Annotated in this window: 23 protein-coding genes; 11 read left to right on the top strand and 12 right to left on the bottom strand. The window is 59.2% G+C overall.

Annotation, left to right across the window (positions count from 1 at the left end):
• Positions 1-131: 131 nt before the first annotated feature.
• Entirely contained in the window at positions 132-1,028 is an 897-nt protein-coding gene (locus tag Z947_RS21140) for a LysR family transcriptional regulator (RefSeq protein ID WP_037938947.1), read from the bottom strand.
• 194 nt (positions 1,029-1,222) lie between these two features.
• On the opposite strand from Z947_RS21140, the gene Z947_RS0114545 reads away from it, so the two are divergent.
• The 10 genes from Z947_RS0114545 (at position 1,223) to Z947_RS0114500 (ending at position 12,529) form a co-directional block, all read left to right on the top strand.
• Entirely contained in the window at positions 1,223-4,621 is a 3,399-nt protein-coding gene (locus Z947_RS0114545) for an indolepyruvate ferredoxin oxidoreductase family protein (protein WP_025045020.1), read from the top strand.
• A gap of 73 nt (positions 4,622-4,694) precedes the next feature.
• Positions 4,695-5,576: a lysophospholipid acyltransferase family protein gene (locus tag Z947_RS0114540; protein ID WP_025045019.1), complete on the top strand. Its 882-nt coding sequence runs from the start codon at positions 4,695-4,697 to the stop codon at positions 5,574-5,576.
• A 15-nt stretch (positions 5,577-5,591) separates the two neighbouring features.
• The gene (murI, locus tag Z947_RS0114535) at positions 5,592-6,401 is read left to right on the top strand and encodes a glutamate racemase (protein ID WP_025045018.1); all 810 of its coding nucleotides are present in this window, start codon (positions 5,592-5,594) and stop codon (positions 6,399-6,401) included.
• Positions 6,402-6,439: 38 nt separating this feature from the next.
• Positions 6,440-7,465 (top strand): N-acetyl-gamma-glutamyl-phosphate reductase, encoded by a 1,026-nt coding sequence (gene argC, locus Z947_RS0114530; protein WP_025045017.1) that lies wholly within the window; start codon positions 6,440-6,442, stop codon positions 7,463-7,465.
• 5 nt (positions 7,466-7,470) lie between these two features.
• Positions 7,471-7,914, top strand: a complete 444-nt coding sequence (gene ccmE / locus Z947_RS0114525) for a cytochrome c maturation protein CcmE (RefSeq protein WP_025045016.1) — start codon at positions 7,471-7,473, stop codon at positions 7,912-7,914.
• A 74-nt stretch (positions 7,915-7,988) separates the two neighbouring features.
• A complete protein-coding gene (locus Z947_RS0114520) occupies positions 7,989-8,600 on the top strand; it encodes a holin-associated N-acetylmuramidase (RefSeq protein ID WP_025045015.1) in 612 nt (203 codons plus the stop codon).
• The gene (locus tag Z947_RS0114515; protein WP_025045014.1) at positions 8,591-9,166 is read left to right on the top strand and encodes a holin family protein; all 576 of its coding nucleotides are present in this window, start codon (positions 8,591-8,593) and stop codon (positions 9,164-9,166) included. Before Z947_RS0114520 ends, Z947_RS0114515 begins: the two co-directional genes overlap by 10 nt.
• Before the next feature lie 72 nt (positions 9,167-9,238).
• Positions 9,239-11,209: a heme lyase CcmF/NrfE family subunit gene (locus Z947_RS0114510; RefSeq protein WP_025045013.1), complete on the top strand. Its 1,971-nt coding sequence runs from the start codon at positions 9,239-9,241 to the stop codon at positions 11,207-11,209.
• Positions 11,206-11,658 (top strand): cytochrome c-type biogenesis protein, encoded by a 453-nt coding sequence (locus tag Z947_RS0114505; RefSeq protein WP_025045012.1) that lies wholly within the window; start codon positions 11,206-11,208, stop codon positions 11,656-11,658. The genes Z947_RS0114510 and Z947_RS0114505 overlap by 4 nt, the downstream gene beginning before the upstream one ends.
• 94 nt (positions 11,659-11,752) lie before the next feature.
• The gene (locus Z947_RS0114500; protein ID WP_025045011.1) at positions 11,753-12,529 is read left to right on the top strand and encodes an enoyl-CoA hydratase-related protein; all 777 of its coding nucleotides are present in this window, start codon (positions 11,753-11,755) and stop codon (positions 12,527-12,529) included.
• A gap of 44 nt (positions 12,530-12,573) precedes the next feature.
• Here the strand turns inward: Z947_RS0114500 and Z947_RS0114495 are convergent, their stop codons facing one another.
• From Z947_RS0114495 to gltX, 4 genes are all read right to left on the bottom strand, one after another.
• On the bottom strand, positions 12,574-12,873 hold the full coding sequence (locus tag Z947_RS0114495; RefSeq protein ID WP_025045010.1) for a hypothetical protein: 300 nt from the start codon (positions 12,871-12,873) through the stop codon (positions 12,574-12,576).
• Positions 12,870-13,004: a hypothetical protein gene (locus Z947_RS22475; RefSeq protein ID WP_276202375.1), complete on the bottom strand. Its 135-nt coding sequence runs from the start codon at positions 13,002-13,004 to the stop codon at positions 12,870-12,872. The genes Z947_RS0114495 and Z947_RS22475 overlap by 4 nt, the downstream gene beginning before the upstream one ends.
• 353 nt (positions 13,005-13,357) lie before the next feature.
• Positions 13,358-14,653 carry a citrate synthase gene (gene gltA / locus Z947_RS0114480; RefSeq protein WP_025045009.1) on the bottom strand — a complete coding sequence of 432 codons (1,296 nt, stop codon included), beginning with the start codon at positions 14,651-14,653 and terminating at the stop codon, positions 13,358-13,360.
• Positions 14,654-14,773: 120 nt separating this feature from the next.
• Entirely contained in the window at positions 14,774-16,186 is a 1,413-nt protein-coding gene (gene gltX / locus Z947_RS0114475) for a glutamate--tRNA ligase (RefSeq protein ID WP_025045008.1), read from the bottom strand.
• Between the two features lie 113 nt (positions 16,187-16,299).
• Here gltX and Z947_RS0114470 point away from each other — a divergent pair, with 113 nt between their 5' ends.
• Positions 16,300-18,387, top strand: coding sequence for a ComEC/Rec2 family competence protein (locus Z947_RS0114470; RefSeq protein WP_052880621.1), 2,088 nt, complete (start codon positions 16,300-16,302; stop codon positions 18,385-18,387).
• Here Z947_RS0114470 and lexA read toward each other — a convergent pair.
• The 7 genes from lexA to Z947_RS0114435 form a co-directional block, all read right to left on the bottom strand.
• Positions 18,351-19,052, bottom strand: a complete 702-nt coding sequence (gene lexA, locus Z947_RS0114465; protein ID WP_025045006.1) for a transcriptional repressor LexA — start codon at positions 19,050-19,052, stop codon at positions 18,351-18,353. The two genes, Z947_RS0114470 and lexA, sit on opposite strands and share 37 nt — an antisense overlap.
• 82 nt (positions 19,053-19,134) lie before the next feature.
• Positions 19,135-20,307, bottom strand: coding sequence for a molybdopterin molybdotransferase MoeA (locus Z947_RS0114460; protein WP_025045005.1), 1,173 nt, complete (start codon positions 20,305-20,307; stop codon positions 19,135-19,137).
• Entirely contained in the window at positions 20,304-20,777 is a 474-nt protein-coding gene (moaC, locus tag Z947_RS0114455; RefSeq protein WP_025045004.1) for a cyclic pyranopterin monophosphate synthase MoaC, read from the bottom strand. Before moaC ends, Z947_RS0114460 begins: the two co-directional genes overlap by 4 nt.
• Entirely contained in the window at positions 20,777-21,589 is an 813-nt protein-coding gene (gene trpC, locus Z947_RS0114450; protein ID WP_025045003.1) for an indole-3-glycerol phosphate synthase TrpC, read from the bottom strand. Before trpC ends, moaC begins: the two co-directional genes overlap by 1 nt.
• Complete coding sequence (locus Z947_RS0114445; protein WP_025045002.1) at positions 21,586-22,254, bottom strand: uracil-DNA glycosylase; 669 nt, start codon at positions 22,252-22,254, stop codon at positions 21,586-21,588. Before Z947_RS0114445 ends, trpC begins: the two co-directional genes overlap by 4 nt.
• Positions 22,251-23,267 carry an anthranilate phosphoribosyltransferase gene (trpD, locus tag Z947_RS0114440; protein ID WP_025045001.1) on the bottom strand — a complete coding sequence of 339 codons (1,017 nt, stop codon included), beginning with the start codon at positions 23,265-23,267 and terminating at the stop codon, positions 22,251-22,253. Before trpD ends, Z947_RS0114445 begins: the two co-directional genes overlap by 4 nt.
• Positions 23,264-23,845 (bottom strand): anthranilate synthase component II, encoded by a 582-nt coding sequence (locus tag Z947_RS0114435; protein WP_025045000.1) that lies wholly within the window; start codon positions 23,843-23,845, stop codon positions 23,264-23,266. Before Z947_RS0114435 ends, trpD begins: the two co-directional genes overlap by 4 nt.
• Positions 23,846-23,894: the final 49 nt, after the last annotated feature.

Below are 23,894 nucleotides of genomic sequence, written 5' to 3'. Positions count from 1 at the left end.
GGTATAAAGCAACAACCTTGCGGCTATCAAACTTTATAAAGCTGAATTAAGAGGCGCAGTGCCTCCAATCAAGTCACGAATGGATGTTTTTTGGCATATCCGCTATGTGCTGCGCGCATAACTTGGCGAAGTTACTGATCTTTCAGTCGCTTGCGGTAGCTGATGATCTCGTCCTGAACAAAATCTTTAAACGCAGACACCCGTTTGGACTGCCGCAATTCTTCCGGATAGGCGAGGAAAACGGGGACATCTGCCGATTGTGTGTCGGGAAGAACCTGCACGAGATCTGGAAAATCCTCTGTCAGGTAGTTGGGCAGCACGCCGATTCCCAGATCATGTAGCACACCCTGCAACACGCCGAAGTAGTTGTTCACCGTTAACAGCGAGCGCACGTCATGCATCATCAACTGCTGGATCAGGAGCACACCTGCGCCGACTTGATCACTTTCGGTGTTTTGGCAGACCAAACGGTGGTCGGACACGTCTTCGATCCGCTGGGGGGTGCCATTGGCCGCCAAATACGCAGGAGAGGCGTAAAGGCGCATGTTGATCATCATCAGTTTCTTGCGGATCAAATCTGCCTGCGACGGTTCCTTCATGCGGATCGCAACGTCGGCTTCGCGCATGGGCAGGTCCAGAACGCGCTCTTCCAGCATCAAATCGACCTTGAGGTCGGGAAATTTCTCGTAAAGCTTCGGCAGGCGCGGGGCCAGCCAGAGCGTGCCGAAACCGGTGGTGGTGGTGACCCGCAACTCGCCAAAGACTTCTTCTTCGCTGTCGCGAATGCGGGCAGAGGCGGTATCAAGGCGTTTGGTCATCGCGGCCGTGGCGTCAAAAAGCAGTTCGCCCTGTTCGGTCAGGATCAATCCGCGGGCGTGACGGTGGAACAGGTTGGTGTTCAACTGCTCCTCAAGGCCGCGGATCTGGCGCGATACGGCCGACTGTGACAAATTCAGCTTGTCCCCCGCGTGAGTCAGTGACCCCGCATCCGCGACAGCGTGAAATATTCTAAGCTTGTCCCAATCCATGTGACCCGTTTCCTTACTGGCATTCCATTCCCGATGCCCCGAATGGACACTCACTATCTTATATTGGTTAATCAAGAATAGGGGGCAGGGGGAAATAATGCGGGGGTGGCGCAGAAAAGACTGTATACAGGTCAGCATTTGTGACCTATAATTGCGCACATAATGCTAGTTTGACGGAACGTAGGGAGGCCGCCATGACCAGTCCAAAGATTTCACTTAATGACCGTTTCGATCTGGAAAGATCACCCGTGTTGCTGAATGGCACGCAGGCTTTGGTGCGTTTGATGGTGATGCAGGCGGCGCGTGACCGTGCCGCCGGGTTGAACACGGCTGGGCTGGTCACAGGGTATCGCGGATCGCCGTTGGGAGCGGTGGATTTGCAGATGGCCAAAGCCGAGAAGGTTCTGAGCGAACACAAGGTAACGTTTCAGGCGGGCCTGAACGAGGATCTGGCAGCGACAGCCCTTTGGGGCGCGCAGCAAGCCGAAGTGCGCGGGGAAGGTAAATACGACGGTGTGTTCGGCCTGTGGTACGGCAAGGGGCCGGGGGTTGACCGGTCGGGCGATGTGATGCGCCACGCTAATATGGCGGGTACGTCGCAACATGGCGGTGTGCTGATGGCGATGGGGGATGATCACACGGGTGAATCCTCGACCGTGTTGCACCAGTCGGAATTTGCCATGGTCGACAGCTATATGCCGGTGGTCAGCCCCGCCGGTGTGCAAGAGATTATGGATTACGGGCTATACGGTTGGGCGCTGTCGCGGTTTGCCGGTGTCTGGGTGGGGCTCAAGACCATGAAAGATACGATCGAGGTGACCTCGGTTGTCGATGGTGATCCCAACCGGATGTCTTTCGTCACGCCCGACTTTGCAATGCCGGACGGGGGGCTGAACATCCGCCTCGTTGACGAACGGATCGCGCAGGAAGAACGGCTGATTGATTACAAACGCTACGCCGCCGAAGCCTTCAGCCATGCCAACAAGATGGACAAGCGCGTCTGGGGCAAGAAGGGGGCCAAGATCGGTCTCGTTGCTGCGGGCAAGAACTGGCTTGATCTGACACATGCGCTGTCATTGCTGAACATTGATGAAAACGAAGCCGAACGGTTGGGGGTCACCACCTATAAGGTCGGACAGACATGGCCGCTGGACATGCGCGGTTTTCATGACTGGGCTGAAGACCTTGATCTGATTGTTGTGGTTGAGGAAAAGCGCAAGCTGATCGAAGTGCAGATCAAAGAGGCGTTGTTTGATGATGACATGCGCCACCGCGTTTACGGCGGACGCAAGAACGGCGAAGAGTTCTTTTCTGCGCGCTGGGCATTGGACCCCGTGGAGATTGCCGAAAAGCTGGGCGCGGTGCTGATCGAAGAGGGGCGCGAGACCGACGGGATCAAGGCGGGGCTCGCCCGTCTGGACGAAGCGCGGCGGGGTGACAACGCCGAAGAGATCGCCGCGCGACTGCCGTACTTCTGCTCAGGCTGTCCGCATAACTCTTCCACCAAAGTGCCCGAAGGCTCGCGTGCTTACGCAGGCATCGGGTGTCACTTCATGGCGCAGTGGATGGACCGTGAAACCCTTGGATTCACCCATATGGGAGGCGAGGGGGCAAACTGGATCGGTGAGGCACCTTTTTCGAACCGTGCCCATGTGTTCCAGAACCTTGGCGATGGCACCTACAACCACTCCGGTGTGCAGGCGATCCGCGCGGCCATCGCGGCGGGCACGACCATCACATATAAAATTCTTTATAATGACGCGGTTGCGATGACCGGCGGTCAGCACAATGAGGGCGATCTGGACGCGCCGCGCATTGTGGCAGAGCTGAAGGCGATGGGCATCAAACACCTTGCCGTGGTCTATGACGAGAAAGAAGATGTTGAGGCCGCAGCCTTTAAAGGTGTGCCAATGCACGAACGCGCCATGCTCGATACGGTCCAAAAGGATTTCGCCACCAAGGAGGGCGTGAGCGCCATCGTCTACGTGCAGACTTGTGCTGCCGAGAAACGCCGCCGGCGCAAGCGCGGGCTGTTTCCCGACCCTGACAAGCGGTTGTTCATCAACACGGATGTTTGCGAAGGCTGCGGCGATTGCGGTGTGCAATCCAACTGCGTGTCTATTGTACCTGCCGAAACCGAACTAGGCCGCAAGCGCGCGATTGACCAGTCTTCCTGCAACAAGGATTTCTCCTGTATCAACGGGTTCTGCCCGTCCTTTGTGACGCTCGAAGGGGCGAAGGTCCGCAAAGAGGCGACGACCGAGATTAAGATTCCTGATTTGCCAATGCCGGACCTGCCGATAATTGAGGGCACGCACAACGTGGTGATCACGGGTGTCGGTGGTACGGGTGTGGTGACCATCGGTGCCTTGCTGGCACAGGCCGCGCAGTTGGACGGAAAAGGTGCGGGCATGATGGAGATGGCCGGCCTCGCCCAAAAGGGCGGTGCGGTGCATATCCATTGTCGTCTGGCGAATGATCCCAGCGATATCTCGGCCATTCGCGTGGCCACCGGCGAAGCGCATGCGCTGATTGGTGGCGATCTGGTCGTGTCCGCGGGATCAAAAACACTGGGCCTGACGCAGAGCGGGCGCACCGGTGCCGTGGTCAATTCGCACCAGATTATCACCGGCGATTTCACCCGCGATACCGAATTCCAGATGCCCTATGACCGGCTGACCCTGTCACTTGAGGCGCGGTTGAAAGATGCGGTGACGATGTTCGATGCTTCTGATTTGGCCAAAGCCGCATTGGGCGATTCGATCTTTTCCAACATGATGGTATTGGGCGGGGCGTGGCAAAAGGGCCTGTTGCCGTTGACCCTTGAGGCGATGCAGGAAGCCATCCGCCTGAACGGTGCGGCGGTTGATCGCAACTTGCGCGCCTTTGAAATCGGGCGCTGGGCGGCTTTGTATCCTGAAGATGCGCAGCGTGTTTCGAACCCCAAAGTTGTGGCGCTGCCCAAAACGCTGGAGGAACGGATCGCCTTCCGCATGGATCACCTGACGCAGTATCAGGGCAAACGCCTGGCCAGCCGCTATGCCAAGCTGGTGAACGGGATCGCGGATGATGCGGTCAAGGCGGCAGTGGCCGAAGGGTATCACAAGCTGTTGTCTTACAAGGACGAATACGAAGTGGCCCGCCTGTTGCTCAGCAGCCGCGAAAAGGCGCAGGCCGAGTTTGAGGGGGATTTCAAAATGTCCTTCAACCTTGCCCCGCCGCTGTTGTCGAAACCCGGCCCCAACGGACGCCCGATGAAACGTGAATTCGGCCCGTGGCTGGAAACACCCCTGCGTGTCATGGTCCGGATGAAAGGGCTGCGTGGCACACCGCTGGACGTGTTCGGATATACCGCTGAGCGCAAGATGGAGCGGGCGTTGATCAAGCAATACGAACGCGACATGGCCGAGGTACTTGGGCAACTGACCGAACAGACCCGCGATGCGATTGTGGCCTTGGCCGAATTGCCGAAGCAGATCAAAGGGTTCGGTCCGGTGAAACAGGCCGCGGAAACCAAGGCCGCGAAACGGCGCGAAGAATTGCTGAGCGTGATCCGCGCAGGCGGCCCGTCCTTGGCAAAAGCAGCGGAGTAAATCTGCACAAGGGGGGTCATTCAGGCGTTACATATGTGCTCTACGTGATGGGAAACTGTCACGCGGAGCAGATATGGTTCAGACCCTTCGTTCAGGCGCAGCTGACCTCAGCTATGCCTCAAGCGCCGAAAGCAGATCAGGTAAGGCCCTGATCCGCTTGATGGAAAACACCACCGGACGGTTGCAGCTTATCAAGCGGGCAAAGGGGTACGAACAGGACCTGCTGTCCGGCAACAGCTTTTTTGACGTGATGGTGCGGCGCTACGGGCTAAGCCTTGATGTGGTGGGCGGGTCGTTGGATTTGATCCCGCGTGACGGACCGGTGATTTTCATTGCCAACCATCCATACGGCATTCTTGACGGGTTGATGTTGGGCCATCTGATGGAGCGCACCCGTGGTGATTTCAGAATTATGGCCAATGCGGTGTTCAACCGCGCGACCGATCTGAACCGGCATTTGCTGCCGATCAGTTTCGACGCGGACAAGGCGGCGCTGGCGCTGAACCTTGCCACACGGCGCAAGGCGCTGGAGTATCTCGCGCAGGACGGGGCCGTTGGTGTGTTCCCCGGTGGCACCGTCAGTACCGCCGCCAAGCCGTTTTCGCGGCCCATGGACCCGTGCTGGCGCAGCTTCACCGCGCGCATGATCGCCAAATCACGCGCCACCGTTGTGCCGATCTATTTTGACGGCCACACCAGCCGTCTGTTTCAGATTGCCAGCCACCTTCACGCGAACCTGCGTATGGGATTGCTGATCAAGGAGTTTCGCAAGCGCGTGGACACGCCGGTACGCGTGGTCATTGGCCAGCCGCTGGGGCGCGATGTTTTGGACCCGATTGCCGCAGATGCAAAAGCCATGATGGATTTCCTGCGCAAAGCCACTTATGAGTTGTCGCCAGAGCCGCTGGTCACAACCGAGCTTGGCTTTGAATTCGAGGAACATCATCGTGCCTGAAAGGGCTGGGGCAATATGGCAATTGGTATTTTCGACAGTGGTTTGGGCGGGTTAACCGTATTGCAAGCCGTGCAGGAGCGGCTGCCGGAGACGGAGTTTGTTTATCTCGCGGACAGTGCCCATGCGCCTTACGGGGTGCGCACGGCGCAAGATATCTATGATTTGACCACTGCCGCCACCCAGCGCTTGTTTGATGCGGGCTGTGATCTGGTGATCCTTGCGTGCAACACGGCATCTGCTGCGGCGCTGCGGCGGATGCAGGAATCATGGGTGCCTGCCGACAAGCGGGTATTGGGTGTTTTTGTGCCCCTCATCGAAGCGCTGACCGAACGCCAATGGGGCGATAATTCGCCGCCCCGCGAGGTCGAGGTGAAACATGTGGCCCTGTTTGCCACGCCTGCCACCGTGTCCAGCCGTGCGTTCCAGCGTGAACTGGCGTTTCGCGCAATTGGCGTCGACGTCGAAGCGCAGGCCTGCGGCGGCGTTGTCGATGCGATCGAGGATGGCGATTTCATTCTGGCGGAAGCCCTGGTGCGAAGTCATGTTGACGCGCTTAAACGTAAAATGCCCGAACCTCATGCTGCCATTCTGGGCTGTACCCACTACCCGCTGATGCAGGAAACCTTTCAGTCCGCTTTGGGCGAGGGGGTGAACGTCTATAGTCAGGCGAACCTCGTCGCCGAAAGCCTTGCGGATTACCTTGACCGGCACCCTGACAAGGTCGGCACCGGCAAGGCGGCGTTTCTGACAACGGGGGATCCGGCGAAAGTGTCCTCCCGCGCGACCCAGTTTTTGCGACGATCAATCAGCTTCACTGCCGCTTGAATTTCGCTTAAACGACACCCCAACAAGGGACTGACAACATGTACAATATCGCCATTCTGGGTGCTTCCGGTTACACGGGCGCTGAACTGATCCGGTTGATCTCCGGCCATTCCTCCATGCAAATCAAGGCGTTGGGGGGTAACTCCAAGGCCGGCCAATCCATGGCCGAGGTCTTCCCGCATTTGCGTCATCTGGACCTGCCGGCGCTTGTAACCATCGACGACATCGATTTTTCCCAGATCGACCTGTGTTTTTGCGCTTTGCCGCATGAGACCTCGCAGGAAGTGATTGCCAAACTGCCCGCAGATTTGAAAATTGTCGATCTGTCCGCCGATTTCCGGCTGCGCGATCCCGAGGCCTATAAAAAGTGGTACGGCAACGACCATGCGGCCCTCGATCAGCAGAGCGAGGCGGTTTACGGGCTGACCGAGTTTTACCGCGAAGAGATCAAAGCCGCGCGTCTGGTTGCGGGCACGGGCTGTAATGCGGCGACGGGGCAGTTTGCCCTGCGTCCGTTGATTGCTGCCGGTCTGATTGATCTGGACGACATTATCATGGATCTGAAATGCGCCGTGTCGGGTGCGGGGCGGTCCTTGAAAGAAAACCTGCTGCATGCTGAATTGTCGGAAGGCTATCACGCTTATGCCATTGGCGGCACGCATCGGCATCTAGGCGAATTCGATCAGGAGTTTTCTGCCGTGGCAGGGCGTCCGGTCAAGGTGCAGTTCACGCCTCATCTGGTGCCTGCAAACCGCGGCATTCTGGCGACGTGTTATGTCAAGGGTGACGCGCTGGCGATCCACGGAGAGCTGGAAAAAGTCTATGCAGATGAACCGTTTATCGAGGTCTTGCCCCTGGGCGAGGCCCCTAGCACGCGCCACATCCGAGGGTCGAATTTCTGTCATGTCGGGGTGGTGCAGGACCGCATCGAAGGCCGCGCTATTGTCGTGGCGGCGTTGGACAACCTGACAAAAGGTAGCAGCGGGCAGGCGTTGCAGAATGCCAACTTGATGTTAGATATAGCGGAGACCGAGGGGCTCATGATGGCCCCGCTTTTTCCGTGAGTGGCATGAAAAGCCTTAAAAAACAACGTCGTATTCAAGTGATCGCCTTGGCAGTTGTCGCCCTGATCGGCTCAACCGCTTTGATCGGGTATGCGATGCGCGACGGCATCAACTTTTTCCGCGCGCCGTCACAGGTGATGGCAGAACCACCTGCCGCGTCCGAAGTGTTCCGCATTGGCGGGCTGGTCGAAGACGGCACCTTGGTGCGCGGGGAGAGCGAAACGGTCAGCTTTAACGTGACAGATGGCGGCGCAACGGTGCCGGTGACCTACCGCGGCGTATTGCCTGATCTTTTCGAGGAAGGTCAGGGCATGGTCGGCACGGGGCGCTACATCAACGGCGTGTTCGAAGCGACTGAAATTCTTGCCAAACATGACGAAACCTACATGCCCAAAGAGGTCGTGGATGCCCTGAAGGAACAGGGTGTCTATGTAGAGCCTGACAGCTGACACCGTACGCTGCCCCTTCGGTTCATTAACCATTCTCTGACCTTCTGACCGCGAAACGTGGTGAGGAGTGCAAAATGGTATCTGTCCGCGAGATTGCAGAGGAAATCGTGGCCCGCGAGGGCGGATATGTGAATGACCCCGATGATCCGGGCGGAGCGACAAGTTTTGGCGTGACGATCCATACGATGCGCCGTTTGGGGGTTGATCTGAACCGCGATGGCCAAGTCGACCTGCACGACGTCAAAGCGTTAAGCCGCAGGCAGGCTGTTGATATCTTTATCAAACATTACTTTGAAAAACCGCTGATCGGCGCGTTGCCGGCCGCTTTGCAGCCTTCGGTTTTCGATATGTATGTTAACGCCGGATCGAATGCGATCCGCATCCTGCAGCAGCTGTTGCGCGCCATGGGGATCAATGTGACGGCTGACGGGGTACTGGGGCCGCAAACGCTTGGGGCGGCGCGTCAGGCCATGGCGGCGGCACCGGATCATTTGGTCGATGCCTACGGGATCGCGCGGCGCAATTATTATTTCCGGCTGGCGGATCGACGGGCGGCAAGCCGGAAATATGCGCGCACGCGGGCAGGCGGCAAAGGCGGATGGATCAAACGGGCCGAAGAGTTCATCGCGCCGGCCTATCACCTCAGCACCGCAGAATTTCAGGAAAGGGTATCGGCATGGGATTGATCGAACGGGTTTTGACGGTTGTTTTCGGCGGGCAAAGCAATGTGGTGCGCGATACGGTCGAGGTGTTTCGCGAAAACGCCGAAGCAGGGGCGCAACGCAGCGCCGGTGTTCAGGGGCAGGCGATGACGCAATATGGCGCAGAGTTTCTGATGCCACGGCGCGGCGGGTTTGATCGCTTCATGGACGGGTTGAACCGCCTGCCACGGCCGGCGCTGGCCCTCGGGACGTTGGGCCTTTTCGTGTCGGCGATGGTCGAACCCTTGTGGTTTGCCGAAAGGATGCAGGGGATTGCACTGGTGCCGGAACCGCTGTGGTGGCTGTTGGGGGTGATTGTGTCGTTCTACTTTGGGGCCCGACATCAGGTCAAAGCACAGGATTTCCAGCGCGAAATTGTCAGCACTGTGTCCCGTGTGCCGGAGGTTTTGCGCAATATCGGCGAAATTCGCGCTTTGCGCTCCGACAGCGTTGCGGTGGCCGACACCGCACCGGATGCGGCCCTTTTGGCCCGCACCACAGAGCCGACAGGCAACGCTGCCCTTGATGCATGGCGGCAATCACGCCGCTGACTGCGACGCTTTGGCGCCTGCGCACGTTGAATTGACGTAGCAGCGGGCGCGAATGCCGCCTATATTCGGCGCATGATTACAGAACTCGGACATTTCGCCCTGATCCTCGCCGCTCTTGTGGCCATCGTGCAAACCGTGGTGCCCCTGATCGGCGCACATAAACGCTGGGCAGGGTGGATGGCCGTTGCAGAACCCGCAGCGGGGGCGCAATTTGCGCTGACGGCCTTGTCCTTCGGGGCATTGATGTGGGCCTTTATCGTGTCCGACTTTTCGCTCAAACTGGTCTGGGCGAACAGCCATTCGGCCAAGCCGATGCTTTATAAAATCAGCGGGACATGGGGCAATCACGAGGGCTCGATGCTGCTGTGGGTGCTGATTGTCACCCTGTTTGGCGCAATGGCCGCGTGGTTCGGCGGCAACTTGCCACCCACATTGAAAGCGCGGGTGCTAAGCGTGCAGGGCGCCATTGCGGTGGCGTTTTTCGGGTTCATCCTGTTCACGTCCAACCCGTTTTTGCGGCTGGAAACACCGCCCTTTGACGGGCAGGATCTGAACCCGCTGTTGCAAGACCCCGGTTTGGCGTTCCACCCACCGTTTCTATATCTTGGCTATGTCGGACTAAGCATGACGTTCAGCTTTGCGGTTGCGGCCCTGATGGAGGGGCGCGTCGATGCGGCGTGGGGCCGTTGGGTGCGTCCGTGGACCTTGGCCGCTTGGGTCTTCCTGACCATCGGTATCGCGCTCGGGTCGTGGTGGGCGTATTACGAGCTTGGCTGGGGCGGTTTCTGGTTCTGGGACCCAGTCGAAAACGCTTCCTTCATGCCGTGGCTTCTGGCAGCCGCCTTGCTACATTCCGCCATCGTCGTCGAAAAGCGCGAAGCGTTGAAAAGCTGGACGATCCTGCTGGCGATCCTTGCGTTCGGCTTTTCCCTGATCGGGACATTTATCGTGCGCTCGGGATTGCTGACATCTGTTCATGCCTTTGCGAATGACCCCGAGCGCGGGATCTGGATTTTGATGATCATGGGCTTTTTCATGGGGGGTGCATTGGTGTTGTTCACCCTGCGCGCTGGCGCGATGGAGGCCAAGGGCGTCTTTGCCCTGGCAAGCCGTGAATCCGCGCTGGTGGTGAACAACCTTTTGCTGGCAGTGGCCTGTTTTGTAGTCTTTGTCGGCACTATGTGGCCACTGGTTGCCGAGATGTTTTTTGACCGCAAGCTCAGCGTGGGACCGCCGTTTTTCAACGCGGCCTTCACACCGTTCATGGTTGCGTTAGGGCTGATCCTGCCGGTCGGGTCGGTGATGCCGTGGAAACGCGCCACGCTTGCCAAGGCGATTAAACCGCTGCGCTATGTGTTCTTGCTGGCGCTTGCGGTGGGCGGATTGACCTATGCAATGCAAACCGGTCGCAGCATGATCGGCCCTGTGGGGCTGTTTTTGGGCGCATGGTTGGTGATGAGCGTTATTGTCGAATTGCTACAGCGCACGGGGCGGGGAACGAACCGCCTGCGGCGTCTGGCGCGGCTGCCGCGTGCGGATTGGGGCAAGGCGACGGCCCATGCGGGGCTGGGCATCACTATGGCTGGCGTCGCCGGTCTGACCGCCTGGACGCAGGATGATATTCGCGCGGTGCAGCTGAACGAACCGTGGAGCGTGGGCAAATACGAATTGACCCTGACCGATGTGCAGGAAATTCGCGGTCCGAACTATCTGTCGACGATGGGTGTGTTGCGCTTGTCACAAGGGGATGATTTTATTGCCGAATTGCGCCCGGAAAAGCGCTTTTATCCCGTAGCGCAGATGCCGACAACGGAAGCTGGGATTGATTACGACCTGATCCGCGACGTCTATGTTGTGATTGGGGATCAACAGAACAACGGTGGCTGGACGGTGCGGACATATATCAAACCGCTGACCAACTGGATCTGGATCGGTGCCGCGCTGATGGCGCTTGGCGGCTTGTTAAGCCTGAGCGACAGGCGGTTCCGAGTGGCGGCAGGGGCGACCAACCGGAAACCACAAACACCGGTGCCCGCGGAATGAAACATTTTGCTCTGATCCTGATGTTGATTGCCACACCGCTTTGGGCGGTCGAACCGGACGAAATTCTGGACGATCCGGCGCTGGAACAGCGCGCGCGTGAATTGTCCAAGGGGCTGCGCTGTCTGGTGTGCCAGAACGAAAGCATCGACGAAAGCAACGCAACACTGGCGCGCGATTTGCGTCTGCTGGTGCGCGAACGTCTGGTTGCAGGAGACAGCGACGCGGCGGCGGTGGACTATATCGTGGCGCGCTACGGGGAGTTTGTGTTGTTGAATCCACCTGTAACCGGTGCCAACTGGTTGTTGTGGGGGGCAGGGCCGTTGATGCTGCTGCTGGCAGGGGGTGTCGGCTTTGCCTACCTGCGGGGGCGCTCGCCTGCGCGGGCGCGCAACGAACACCCCCTCAGCGAAGCGGAACAGGCGCGGCTGGACGATATTCTAGGGCGCTAACGCGGAAATCCGGAGATGACGTCCGGTTTTACTGGCCCCTTTGACTTGCTTTGGTATCACTATGTCAAATTGCCCAATGAAGGACGCTTTGATTATGGACTACCAGACCATCACCTATTCCGTTGAGAATGACATCGCGACACTTACCCTGTCACGCGCCGACAAGATGAATGCTTTGACGACACAGATGCGGGCTGAAATCACCCATGCGGCCACGCAGGCGGGCAAGGATGCGCGGGTGTTGGTGTTGACCGGTGCAGGAAACGCGTTTTGTTCGGGGCAGGATCTTGGCAACCGCACGGCCGGAACCTCGGTCGATATGGAACGGTCCTTGCGCGATGAATATGCGCCAATGCTGCGGGCCATTGTAAACTGCCCCATCCCAACCATCGCGGCTGTGAATGGCCCTGCTGCGGGGGCCGGTGCCAGCCTTGCACTGGCAGCGGATGTGGTGATCGCGACGGAATCGGCGTATTTTCTGCAGGCGTTTACCCGTATTGGCCTGATCCCTGATGCCGGCGGCACCTATGTTCTGCCGCGCACCATGGGCACAGCCAAAGCGATGGGCGCTGCCTTGTTTGCCGATAAGATCAGCGCGCGTCAGGCGGATGACTGGGGCATGATCTGGGAAGCGGTGGCGGATGCGGATTTTGACGCCAACTGGCGCGGTAAAGCGGCGCATCTGGCGTCTGGCCCGACCACGGCCTATGCACAGGTCAAGAATGTGATCCGCGGCTCATGGGATAACACGCTTGAAGAGCAGCTGACGCTAGAGGCCCAATCGCAGGGCACATGCGGCAAATCCAGAGATTTTCAGGAAGGCGTTCTGGCCTTCACCGAAAAACGCCCCGCGCAGTTCGAAGGGCGCTGAAGGAGAGGGGCCTCGACCTTCGGGTCGGGGCCTTTTGTTCTCGGTTAAACGGACCGTTCGACCAGCAGAACATCTTCGGGTGAAACCGCCGGACCGGTCGCACGCGCGATTACCGCCACTGCAACCCCGTCTGCCAATACTGTATGCACCGAACCTGAAACCTGTCGAATTGTGATCTCTGGCGGGGTTTCGCCCTTGTTATAGACCACGGCGACCTGATCGCAGTCGTGCATAATATCGGGCACGAACGCCCCCTGTGGTGCGGCCTGACTGGCCTGTGCATCTGGCATCAATCCGGCCGCACGTTCCCAGCGCAAGGTCCCGTCGTCGCGGTCACGGTTCATGTGCGGTGGCCCCGATCAATGCTGCGTTTGATCCGTGCTTGTACCTGCGCCGCACTGTGCTCTGCGTAGGCGCGAAACCCGACATTCGCGATGATCAGGCTGGATAAAATAACGGTAAACGCAACAAACATGAGGCTTCCTTTGATCTGTTAAAGGCAAGCTAACGGGTTTGGACGGAATGCGTCAATGTTGTGGCAGTGATTGTAAGGCGGCGCGAAACAATGCCTTCATTGTGCCTCATTTCCGCCAGCTCCGTTTCGATACGGGCAATCGCACCTGAAACAATTTCACGGTTTTCCGTTTATTTCAGCACATATCGCGCGGTTTTCATAAAATTGATTCGGCGTGAAATAGGGCAGCCTTGCCACATTTTCGAAAGCGCGATTGCATTTGTTGCCAGCGCATCAACAACGCGGGATGTGAAAACGCCCCGCACAGGGCGGGGCGTTTTCAGTATTAATAGGGCGCCCTAGCGGGCAGGCGATCAGCGGTTTTCGATGTCCACATAGTCGCGGGCCGTTTCGCCCAGATACAACTGGCGCGGACGGCCGATTTTGTTCTGTGGATCGGCAATCATTTCTTTCCACTGCGAAATCCAGCCCACGGTGCGCGACAGCGCAAAGATCGGTGTGAACATCGAGGTCGGGAAACCCATGGCTTCCAGAATAACGCCTGAATAGAAGTCGACGTTCGGGAACAGTTTCTTCTCTGCGAAATACGGATCGGCAAGTGCTGCTTTTTCCAGCTCTTTGGCGACCTGCAAAACAGGGTTGTTTTCAACACCCAGAAGCTCCAGTACCTCGTCGGCACTTTCCTTCATTACTGTCGCACGCGGATCGTGGTTCTTGTAAACACGGTGTCCAAAGCCCATCAGGCGGAACGGATCGTTCTTGTCTTTCGCACGGGCGATGAATTCAGGAATGCGGTCCGGTGTGCCGATTTCCTTGAGCATTTCAAGGCAAGCCTGGTTCGCACCGCCATGCGCCGGACCCCAAAGGCAGGCAATACCGGCTGCGATACACGCGAAGGGGTTCGCACCCGAAGAGGACGCGAGACGCACGGTCGAAGTGGAGGCGTTCTGCTCGTGATCCGCATGCAGGGTAAAGATGCGGTCCATCGCGCGGCTTAGGATCGGGTTAACGACATAATCTTCGGCAGGGACGGCGAAACACATGCGCAGGAAGTTTGACGCATAGTCCAGATCGTTGCGCGGATATTCGAACGGCTGGCCGATGGTGTATTTATACGCCATCGCGGCAATCGTTGGCATCTTGGCGATCAGACGGATCGTTGCGACCTCGCGCTGGTGGGCATCGGTGATGTCGGTCGAATCGTGATAGAATGCAGACATCGCGCCCACAACACCCACCATAATCGCCATCGGATGCGCATCGCGGCGGAAACCGCGGAAGAAGTTCATCATCTGCTCGTGCAACATGGTGTGGTTGGTCACAAGGCTTTCGAACTCTTCCAGTTTCGTGGGGGAGGGCAGCTCACCGTAAAGCAGCAGATAGCACACTTCGAGGTAGTGCGATTTGCTGGCCAGCTGATCAATCGGATAGCCACGGTGCAACAGCACCCCTTCTTCGCCATCAATAAAGGTGATCGTGCTGTCGCAGGCTGATGTCGACGTAAAGCCGGGGTCATAGGTAAAGACATCGGCCTGGGCATAAAGCTTGCGGATGTCGATCACATCGGGGCCGGCGGTCGGCGAGAAAATGGGAAGATCGTAGCTCTTGCCATCAATGGTCAGCGTTGCGGATTTGGTGCTCTCGGTCATGCGGTCCCTTTCGTCCGGTTGGCAGCAAGGCATTCTACCTGCTGTCTGGGGCTCGGCCCGTCATATCGGGGCCGTACCATCTGTTATCTTGTGCGATGTTGAGAAGTGGTTAACCGCTTCTCAACCAGCCGCGTCGCTCAGGCGGGCGAGGGTTTCATCGCGCCCCAACACAAGCATCATGTCATAAACAGATGGGGTTACTGCGCGCCCTGCAAGTGCCGCCCTAAGGGGCCCCGCGAGTTTTCCGAATTTGGTGTCTTTCGCGGCCGCAAAGCCGTTCATCACCTCTTCCAGCGTTTCTTTGTCCCAGCTAGCATTTTGCAACTGCGGCGTCAATTCGTTCAGCATACCACGGGATACATTGTCGAGATTCTTTGCCGCCTTTTCATCCGACACGATCGGGCGGGATGTCAGGACAAAATGCGCCTTTTCAAGGAGTTCCGGCAAAGTTTTGGCCCGTTCTTTGAGGCAATAGAGGGCGCTTTGCAGCCCGTCACTTTGTTGTGCCGTCAGGGCAGGCAGGTTTGCGGCCTGTAAAAAGGCTTCACATTCTTGCCGCAACGCAGCGTCACTTGTCACCGCGATATGTTGACCGCAGATATTTTCAAGCTTTTTCAGATCAAACTGGGCCGGGCTTTTGCGGATGCCGTTCAGATCGAACCATTCCAGCGCCTGCGCGTCGGTGAAAAATTCGTCGTCCCCGTGGCTCCATCCCAGACGGGCCAGATAATTGCGCATGCCGGCCGCCGGATATCCCATCACCTGATATTCCTGCGCGCCCAAGGCACCGTGTCGCTTTGACAGCTTTTTGCCATCGTCACCGTGGATCAGCGGGATATGCGCCCAAACCGGCACGTCCCATCCCATCGCATCGTATATCATCATCTGTCGCGCCGCATTGTTCAGGTGGTCATCCCCACGCACCACATGGGTCACGCCCATGTCATGGTCGTCGACCACGACGGCCAACATATAGACCGGTGTGCCATCCGAGCGTAACAGAACCATGTCATCCAGCGTGTTGTTCTGGATCGTCACATCGCCCTGAACTTCGTCGCGGATCACGGTGGTGCCATCCTGAGGGGCCTTGATACGCACCACGTAGGGCGCGTCGGGATGGGTAGAGGCATCCGCATCGCGCCACGGCGAATGATAAAGCGTGCTCTTGCCCTCGGCTTTGGCGGCGTCACGATAGGCACTGATTTCTTCCTGCGTTGCAAAACACTTATAGGCTTTGCCTTGTGCCAGAAGCTCAAGCGCGACTTCGGCGTGACGCCCGGCATTGTCGAACTGGCTGACGATCTCGCCGTCATGATCCAATCCCAGCCATGCCATGCCTTGCAGGATGGCGGCTGTCGCTTCGGGGGTGGAGCGGGCGCGGTCTGTGTCTTCGATGCGCAACAGGAACTTCCCGCCCCGACCACGGGCGTACAGCCAGTTGAACAAAGCGGTGCGCGCCCCGCCGATGTGCAGGAAACCGGTAGGGGAAGGGGCGAAACGGGTGACAACTTGGCCAGAGGCGGGCGAGGACATAGCGGCTCTTTCTTAACAGGATTTAATCGGAACAAGGTCACGTTTACGTTTCGCTAACCATCGCCCCGCTAGTGTTGTGGCCTGTCTATCCAGTGCGGTGAACGGGAGCAAGCATGGGCCGCATCCTGCGCGTCATTCAGAAGGTATGGATCACTGGTGAAGCGGTCCTACTCGCGCAGCGTGGCAATATGCTGGGCTGGGTGCCGGTCTGTCTTGCCGTCGGCATCGGTTGTTATTTCACGCTTACGTGGGAACCTGCATGGCCGGTTTTCGTCTGGCTGGCGCTGGCTGGCTTGGCGCTATTATTGATCGCGCGTCAGTTGCCCGAAGCTGTTTCGCCTTTTGCCGTTGGCATCAGCCTGTGTTTGATCGGGTTCATTCTGGCCGGTGTGCGTGCCCATGCTGTGGCAGGGCCGGTGTTGGGGTGGCGCTATTACGGGGCGGTTGAAGGGCGCATTGTGGCGATGGACCGCAGCCAGTCGGACGCATTGCGGCTGACGCTGGATCAGGTGCGACTGGATCGGGTGCCGCCCGACCGAACGCCGCAGCGCGTGCGGATTTCCCTGCATGGCAAAGGGCCGGCAGGGATCACACCGGAACCGGGGCTGCGGGTGATGACCACCGCACATCTGTCTCCGCCTTCAGGGCCGGTCGAACCGGGAGGATTCGATTTTCAACGCCACGCGTGGTTTGCGCGACTGGGGGCTGTGGGGTATTCCCGCGTGCCCCTGATGGGGGCGGCAGCGGCCCGTGACGGGCACGCAGGGTTGACGGTTTTTCGCATCCGCATGGCGGCATCGGCCCATATTCAAAAGCGTCTGTTGGGGGATACCGGCGGGTTCGCAGCAGCCATCACCACAGGGGACCGCAGCGCCATCGGTCAGGATGCATTACACGCCTTGCGCGTCAGTAACCTTGCCCATCTGCTGGCGATTTCAGGATTGCATATGGGGTTATTGACGGCTTTCGTTCTAGCTGGTTTGCGTCTTGCACTTGCGTCGCATCCGGCCATTGCCCTGCGCTGGCCGACCAAGGCGATCGCCGCCGTCGGCGCGTTGGTCGCTGCGGCAGGGTATCTGGCATTGTCGGGCGGCAATGTCGCGACACAACGCGCCTTCATCATGGTTGCGGTGGCCTTGGCTGCTTTGACCATCGGGCGGCGGGCGTTTTCGCTGCGTGCTGTGGCGGTGGCCGCGATTATCATTCTTGTGCTGCGCCCCGAAGCCTTGATGGGGCCGGGGTTCCAGATGTCATTTGCTGCCACGACGGCCTTGGTCGCGGTGTTTGGCTGGCTGCGTGACATCGATCGCAACTGGTTGCCGCGGTGGGCCAAACCCGTGTTCGCCACGGTGGTTTCCTCTGCGGTTGCAGGTTTTGCAACGGCCCCGATTGCGGCGGCGCATTTCAACGCGATTGCGCATTACGGGTTGATCGCAAATCTGGCCTCGGTGCCGTTGATGGGGCTGTTGGTCATACCGGCGGCGGTGGTGGCGTTGGTGCTGGCCCCCTTGGGGTTGGACTGGATCGCGCTTTGGGTGATGGGTCTGGGGTTGGACTGGATCCTTGGCGTCGCACATGCGGTTGCAGCACTGGAAAACGCCCGCGGCCATGTCGTCAGTCCGGGCGCATGGGTTTTACCGCTGATCTCCTTGGGGTTTCTGTTCCTTATCCTGTGGCAGGGGCGTTTGCGGTGGGGCGGGCTGCCAGTCATGGCGCTGGGGTTCGCCCTATGGCAGGGGGCGGCGCGGCCTGAACTGTTGATCGCCGACACCGGCACCTTGGTGGGCATAATGACGCCGGAGGGCCGCGCCCTGAGCAAGCCCAAAGGCGCAGGTTTTGTCGCGCGAAACTGGTTGGAGAACGACGGGACTGGTGCCTCGCAAGAGGCAGCGGCAAAGCTTTGGCAGGATGGCGATATTGTGCATCTGTCCGGTAAACGGGCGCTGGCGGGGTTTAAGGGCTGCACCGCGGGGCAAATCATCGTTGCCTCAAGCACGGCGGACAGCCTGTCAGGTCAGCCCTGCATGGTTTTTGATCCGGACCGTTTAAAAACGACAGGGGCGGTAGCAATGCACAGATCAGGGCAGGGGTGGCAGATCACAACCGCGCGTGACATCGCCGGTGAGCGGCTTTGGACCAACTGGCCCAAAGCGGCCCCGCAAGATCAATACGTGCGGATCAGCCCGACCAAACGGCCCTGAACCTTGACCAGATGCGACGGGAATACACGTGTTTCATAAGCCGGATTGGCGGCTTCCAACGCGATCGACGCGCCTTTGCGGCGAAAGGTTTTAAGCGTGGCTTCGTGATCTTCGACCAAGGCGACCACAATATCACCGTCATCTGCTGTGGATGTCTCGCGGATCACCACAACGTCACCGTCGTTGATGCCGGCGTCGATCATCGAATCACCTTTGACTTCCAGCGCGTAATGCTCGCCCGATCCGGCCAGCATGCCGGAGGGCACAGTTACCGAGTGGGTCATGTGGTTGATGGCCTCGATGGGCACGCCGGCGGCGATCTGCCCCATGACCGGTACGGTCATCGCTTCGGCTACTGCTACCGGAAGGGCACCGGTTGGCGGCGCGGTATCGGGGCGGTCGCCCTCAATAACGCGCGGGGTGAAACCGGGGTTGGGCGCCCCGCCAAGGCTTTCGGGGAGCTTCACAACTTCGATGGCGCGCGCACGGTGGGCCAAGCGGCGGATGAAACCGCGTTCTTCAAGGGCTGTGATCAAGCGGTGGATGCCGGATTTAGACCGCAGATCCAGCGCCAGTTTCATCTCGTCAAAACTGGGCGGCACGCCGTCACGTTGCACCCGCTTGTGAATAAAGGCCAAAAGATCGAGTTGTTTTTTGGTCAGCATCGGTCGCCCCTGTTTGACAAATGGTTTTCATTTGTTCTAGGGATGTTCCTGTTTTGTGTCAACGCTTGTTGTTCAAAGCGGCCTAAAGCGGGGTATAGCTGACCATTTCGCCCGCCGTTCGGGCCGGATCATTTACCGGACGCACCAACAATACATCCGCCACCGCCAGAACGCTGAGCAGGGAACTGTCCTGTCGCGTGTCGGGGTGCAATTTGCCGTCAATCAACCGTGCCCGCATGTAATGGGCACGCGGGCCATTGGCGGGCATGTCGACGGCCAGCGGGCCACTCAGCAACGGGGCTATGTCCGCGTCAAGCCCCAGCATTTTGCGCAGCAGCGGGACCACAAATACCGCACCGCATACCATGGCTGACACCGGATTGCCGGGCAGGCCGATCATTGCCATCTTACCCAACCGGCCCGCCATCAACGGCTTGCCGGGGCGCATGGCGACTTTGTAAAAACTTTGCTCCATGCCCAGCTCGGCGGCAACAGGGGCGACCAGATCATGATCGCCGACCGAGGCCCCCCCGATCGTGACGATCAGGTCGGCCCCTTGCGCCAGTGTGAACGCCTGTTTGAGCGATCCTGCGGTGTCGCGCGCAATCGGCAAGACGCGGGTTTCAGCGCCCAAATCGTCCAGCATGGCCGCCAGACCGAAACTGTTGGAGGCGACGATTTGATCCGCTTGCGGAGTTTCCCCGGGCTGTACCAATTCGTCCCCTGTCGCTAGGATCGCAACAACCGGTTTGCGGGTAACCGGCACGCTAGCGATGTTCATCGCAGCCAGCAGCGCGATATCGGCAGGGCGCAATAACTGGGGCGCGCTCACAGTCTGACCAAGTTTGAAATCGCCACCGGCAGGGCGGATGTTGTCCTTGTCTCCAATATTATGGCCAAGCGTGATCAGATCACCGCGACGGGTCACGTCTTCCTGAATGACCACGAAATCCGCGCCCTCGGGCACGGGAGCACCGGTAAAGATGCGCACCGCCTGACCGGCTTTTACGATGCCGTCAAACCGGTGGCCTGCAGCTGCTTCACCGATAACCTTGAACAGGGCGTCGGGTTCGACTTCGTCGCGGCGCAGGGCGTAACCGTCCATAGAAGAGGCGGCGAAGGGTGGCTGCGTGCGCGTGGCGACAACATCTTGCGCCAACACGCGACCGGCGGCATGGCGCAGGGGCACGTATTCAACCGCAAGCGGGCTGGCGAGCGCCAGCACCGCGGCGCGGGCCTCTTCAACGGAAATCATGTGGCCTCGAAACGGCCCGATTTGCCGCCGTCCTTCAGAACGACGCGCAAGCCGCTGATCTCCATGGTTTTGTCAACGGCTTTGGACATGTCATAGACGGTGAGGGCGGTGACAGAGGCGGCGGTCAATGCCTCCATCTCGACGCCGGTTTGGCCGGTGGTCTTTACAGTGGCCGTGATACGGATGCCGGGCAGGCTGGCGTCCGGTTCTAGATCAACACTGACCTTGGTAATGGGCAGGGGGTGACAAAGCGGGATCAAATCGGATGTCCGTTTGGCAGCCATGATACCGGCCAGCCGTGCAACGCCCAGCACATCACCCTTTTTGGCGCGTCCTTCGGTAATGATATCAAAGGTTTCGCGGTTCATCTTGATGTGGTTTTCAGCCACCGCAATGCGCGACGTCACAGCCTTTTCCGACACATCGACCATATGCGCATCGCCCTTGGCATCGAAATGCGTGAGCGCCATCACATGCCCCCGGAAGTCAGCGGGTTGGCCAGCAGGTTACGGGTGGCCGTGGCCACATCTTCCTGCCGCATCAGGCTTTCGCCGATCAGAAAACTGCGCGCGCCGTATTGTGCCATATCGGCAAGGTCCTGCGGGGTGTTCAGGCCGGATTCGCTCACGATCATGCGATCCGCCGGTACCAGTTTGGACAGGGTGCGGGTCCCGTCGAGTGAGGTTTCGAAAGTCTTGAGATTGCGGTTATTGACCCCGATCATCACGCTTTTCAGACGGGTGGCGCGTTCCAGTTCTTCGGCGTCATGCACCTCGATCAGGGCGTCCATGCCCCATTGGGTCGCGCTGTCCTCAAGTTCGGCCGCCTGTGCATCGGACACCGACGCCATGATGATCAGAATGCAATCCGCCCCCAGCGCGCGCGCCTCGGCCACCTGATAGGTGTCATACATGAAATCCTTGCGCAGCACCGGCAGGTCGCAGGCCGCGCGGGCCGCAACAAGATAGTCCTTTGCGCCCTGAAAGCTGGGCGTGTCCGTTAAAACCGACAGGCAGGTTGCCCCGCCCGTTGCATAGGCCTGCGCCAGACTGGCGGGGTCGAAATCTTCGCGGATCAATCCCTTGGACGGGCTTGCCTTTTTGATCTCTGCGATCAGGCCGTAGCCCTCGCGGGTCGCAGCGTGCAGCGCATCGGCAAAGGGGCGCACGGGGCTAGCGGCATGGGCGTCGGCCTCCACTTCGGCCAGCGGTTTTGCGGCCTTGTCTGCGGCCACTTCTTCAAGCTTGTAGGCTTTGATCTTGTCTAGGATGGTATCGGTCATCGTTCCTCCGGGTTGCCCCAGTTTATGGCGTCCAGACCCTGTGTCTGCAACCATGCATTGGTCCGACTAAAGGGGCGGGAGCCGAAAAAGCCGCGATAAACCGACAGCGGCGAGGGGTGGGCGGTTTCTATCTTGAGATTCCGGCTGGCATCGACCTGTTTCGCGGCCTTTTGCGCTGGTCCTCCCCACAGCAGATAGGCGCGCGGGGCCTGCGCAAGATGGGAAAGCACGTCTTGAACCAGATCGCCCCAGCCGAGTTTCGCGTGCCCCTTGGCCGCCCCCTGCGGCACTGTCAGCGCCGTGTTCAGCAACAACACCCCCTGATCGGCAAGGTCGCCCAGATCGGTTCGGGTGCGCTGCACCCCCAGATCGCTTTCGATTTCTTTGAAAATATTGCCCAGACTGTCCAGCCGCCCGCCAAAATCCTGCGGGATCGAAAAGGCCAGCCCGTCCGCTTTGCCCGCCGTGTGATACGGGTCCTGGCCGATGATCACCACGCGGGTGTCCTTTGGCTGGGTGCGTTCGAGCGCATGAAACACACGGTCAGTAGGCGGAAAGATCGGGCGGGTTTCCTGTGCCAGTGCGGCTTCGATCTTTGCCAGCCTGTCGTGGAAAAAAGGCAGCGTCGCCCAACCGCCCAGACGCGACAGATCGAAGGAAGTCATTTCTGGTGGGAAACGGCTGCGACGCGAGAAATCTTTTCCTTCGCTGCACCGGAATCGATGCTGGTTTTCGCCATTTCAACGCCCGCTTTCAGATCGGCAGCGGCATCCGCCACAACAAGGGCAGCGGCGGCGTTCAACAGGACCGCATCGCGGTAGGCTGATACCTTGCCGTCCAGCAGCGCCTTGAAATCACGCGCGTTTTCTTCGGGCGTGCCGCCGATGATATCCTCGAACGGATGCACGGGCAGGCCGGCATCTTCGGGGTGGACTTCGAAATCGGTGACCGCGCCATCGGCCAGGCCGGACACCCAGCTGACACCGGTGATGGTCAATTCATCGGTGCCATCCGAGCCATGCACCAACCATGCTTTTTCGGACCCGAGCGCTTGCAGGGTCTCGGCCATAGGGCGGATCAGATCACGGCGATAGGCACCGGTCAGCTGGCGTTTAACGGATGCCGGATTGGTCAGCGGCCCCAGAATGTTGAAAATCGTCCGCGTGCCCAGCTCCGAACGGGTGGGCATCACATGGGCAATCGCGGGGTGATGCATCGGGGCCATCATGAACCCGATACCGGCCTCGGCCAGTTCGCGTTCAACCACCGCGGCGTTGACCATGACGTTCAGGCCCATCTGTGTCAGCGCATCGGCCGCGCCGGATTTCGAGCTGAGGTTGCGGTTGCCGTGTTTGGCCACGACCACGCCTGCGCCCGCCACGACAAAGGCTGTCGCGGTAGAGATGTTCAATGTGCCCTTGCCGTCACCGCCGGTGCCGACAATGTCCATTGCGCCTTCGGGGGCTTTTACCGCGTGGCATTTGGCCCGCATCACCGATGCGGCGGCGGCGTATTCATCCACGGTTTCGCCGCGCGTGCGCAGCGCCATCAGGAAACCGCCGATCTGGCTGGGTGTTGCTTCGCCGTCAAACAGGATTTCGAACGCTTCTGCCGCCTGCGCGCGGGTCAATGGACCATTGGCGGCGGCGTCAATCAGCGGCTTTAGCGCTTCACTCATGCGGGTACCTGCATCGTATTCAGAAAGTTTTGCAACAGCGCGTGGCCATGCTCGGAGCGGATCGATTCGGGGTGGAACTGCACGCCGTGCATCGGCAGTTCGCGGTGTTGCAGCCCCATGATGGTGCCGTCCTCAAGTTCCGCCGTGACGCGCAGCGCGTCGGGCAGGGTGTCGGGATCGACCACCAGCGAATGATAGCGCGTCGCCTCAAAGGGGGTGGGCAGCCCCGCAAACAATCCGGTGCCATCGTGGTGCATCCGGCCCATCTTGCCGTGCACAATGTCATCCGCGCGCACGACCTTGCCGCCAAAGGCCTGACCCAATGTCTGATGTCCCAGACAAACGCCCATCAGCGGAATGCGGTTTTCAGCAGCGGCTTTGGTCAGTTCAAGACAAATGCCGGCCTGATCAGGGTCACAGGGGCCGGGGGACAGCAGGATACCGGCAGGGCGCATCGCCAGCGCATCGGCGGTGCTTAGCTTATCATTACGGTGCACTTGCACATCCGCGCCCAAAGACCCCAGATAGTGTACAAGGTTATACGTAAAGCTGTCGTAGTTATCGATGAGCAGCAACAATGGGCAATTCTTTGCGTTTGGAGTGGTCCTTTGGGCTAGAGATATACCG

Origin of the sequence: Sulfitobacter geojensis (assembly GCF_000622325.1) — a bacterium.
GTDB lineage: Bacteria > Pseudomonadota > Alphaproteobacteria > Rhodobacterales > Rhodobacteraceae > Sulfitobacter > Sulfitobacter geojensis.
The sequence above is the reverse complement of the archived record's forward strand: the minus strand, read 5'-3'. Positions and strand labels throughout refer to the sequence as shown.

Bases quoted from the DNA above. Each gene is read 5' to 3' on its own strand.
- ccmE (WP_025045016.1), top strand. From the start codon at position 7,471: ATGAAAAGCCTTAAAAAACAACGTCGTATTCAAGTGATCGCCTTGGCA.
- Z947_RS22475 (WP_276202375.1), bottom strand. From the start codon at position 13,004: ATGTTTGTTGCGTTTACCGTTATTTTATCCAGCCTGATCATCGCGAAT.
- murI (WP_025045018.1), top strand. From the start codon at position 5,592: ATGGCAATTGGTATTTTCGACAGTGGTTTGGGCGGGTTAACCGTATTG.
- Z947_RS0114470 (WP_052880621.1), top strand. From the start codon at position 16,300: ATGGGCCGCATCCTGCGCGTCATTCAGAAGGTATGGATCACTGGTGAA.
- Z947_RS0114505 (WP_025045012.1), top strand. From the start codon at position 11,206: ATGAAACATTTTGCTCTGATCCTGATGTTGATTGCCACACCGCTTTGG.
- Z947_RS0114515 (WP_025045014.1), top strand. From the start codon at position 8,591: ATGGGATTGATCGAACGGGTTTTGACGGTTGTTTTCGGCGGGCAAAGC.
- Z947_RS0114460 (WP_025045005.1), bottom strand. From the start codon at position 20,307: ATGATTTCCGTTGAAGAGGCCCGCGCCGCGGTGCTGGCGCTCGCCAGC.
- Z947_RS0114500 (WP_025045011.1), top strand. From the start codon at position 11,753: ATGGACTACCAGACCATCACCTATTCCGTTGAGAATGACATCGCGACA.
- argC (WP_025045017.1), top strand. From the start codon at position 6,440: ATGTACAATATCGCCATTCTGGGTGCTTCCGGTTACACGGGCGCTGAA.
- Z947_RS0114540 (WP_025045019.1), top strand. From the start codon at position 4,695: ATGGTTCAGACCCTTCGTTCAGGCGCAGCTGACCTCAGCTATGCCTCA.
- trpD (WP_025045001.1), bottom strand. From the start codon at position 23,267: ATGAGTGAAGCGCTAAAGCCGCTGATTGACGCCGCCGCCAATGGTCCA.
- lexA (WP_025045006.1), bottom strand. From the start codon at position 19,052: ATGCTGACCAAAAAACAACTCGATCTTTTGGCCTTTATTCACAAGCGG.
- Z947_RS0114445 (WP_025045002.1), bottom strand. From the start codon at position 22,254: ATGACTTCCTTCGATCTGTCGCGTCTGGGCGGTTGGGCGACGCTGCCT.
- Z947_RS0114545 (WP_025045020.1), top strand. From the start codon at position 1,223: ATGACCAGTCCAAAGATTTCACTTAATGACCGTTTCGATCTGGAAAGA.
- Z947_RS0114520 (WP_025045015.1), top strand. From the start codon at position 7,989: ATGGTATCTGTCCGCGAGATTGCAGAGGAAATCGTGGCCCGCGAGGGC.
- Z947_RS0114510 (WP_025045013.1), top strand. From the start codon at position 9,239: ATGATTACAGAACTCGGACATTTCGCCCTGATCCTCGCCGCTCTTGTG.
- Z947_RS0114495 (WP_025045010.1), bottom strand. From the start codon at position 12,873: ATGAACCGTGACCGCGACGACGGGACCTTGCGCTGGGAACGTGCGGCC.
- gltX (WP_025045008.1), bottom strand. From the start codon at position 16,186: ATGTCCTCGCCCGCCTCTGGCCAAGTTGTCACCCGTTTCGCCCCTTCC.
- Z947_RS21140 (WP_037938947.1), bottom strand. From the start codon at position 1,028: ATGGATTGGGACAAGCTTAGAATATTTCACGCTGTCGCGGATGCGGGG.
- trpC (WP_025045003.1), bottom strand. From the start codon at position 21,589: ATGACCGATACCATCCTAGACAAGATCAAAGCCTACAAGCTTGAAGAA.
- moaC (WP_025045004.1), bottom strand. From the start codon at position 20,777: ATGGCGCTCACGCATTTCGATGCCAAGGGCGATGCGCATATGGTCGAT.
- gltA (WP_025045009.1), bottom strand. From the start codon at position 14,653: ATGACCGAGAGCACCAAATCCGCAACGCTGACCATTGATGGCAAGAGC.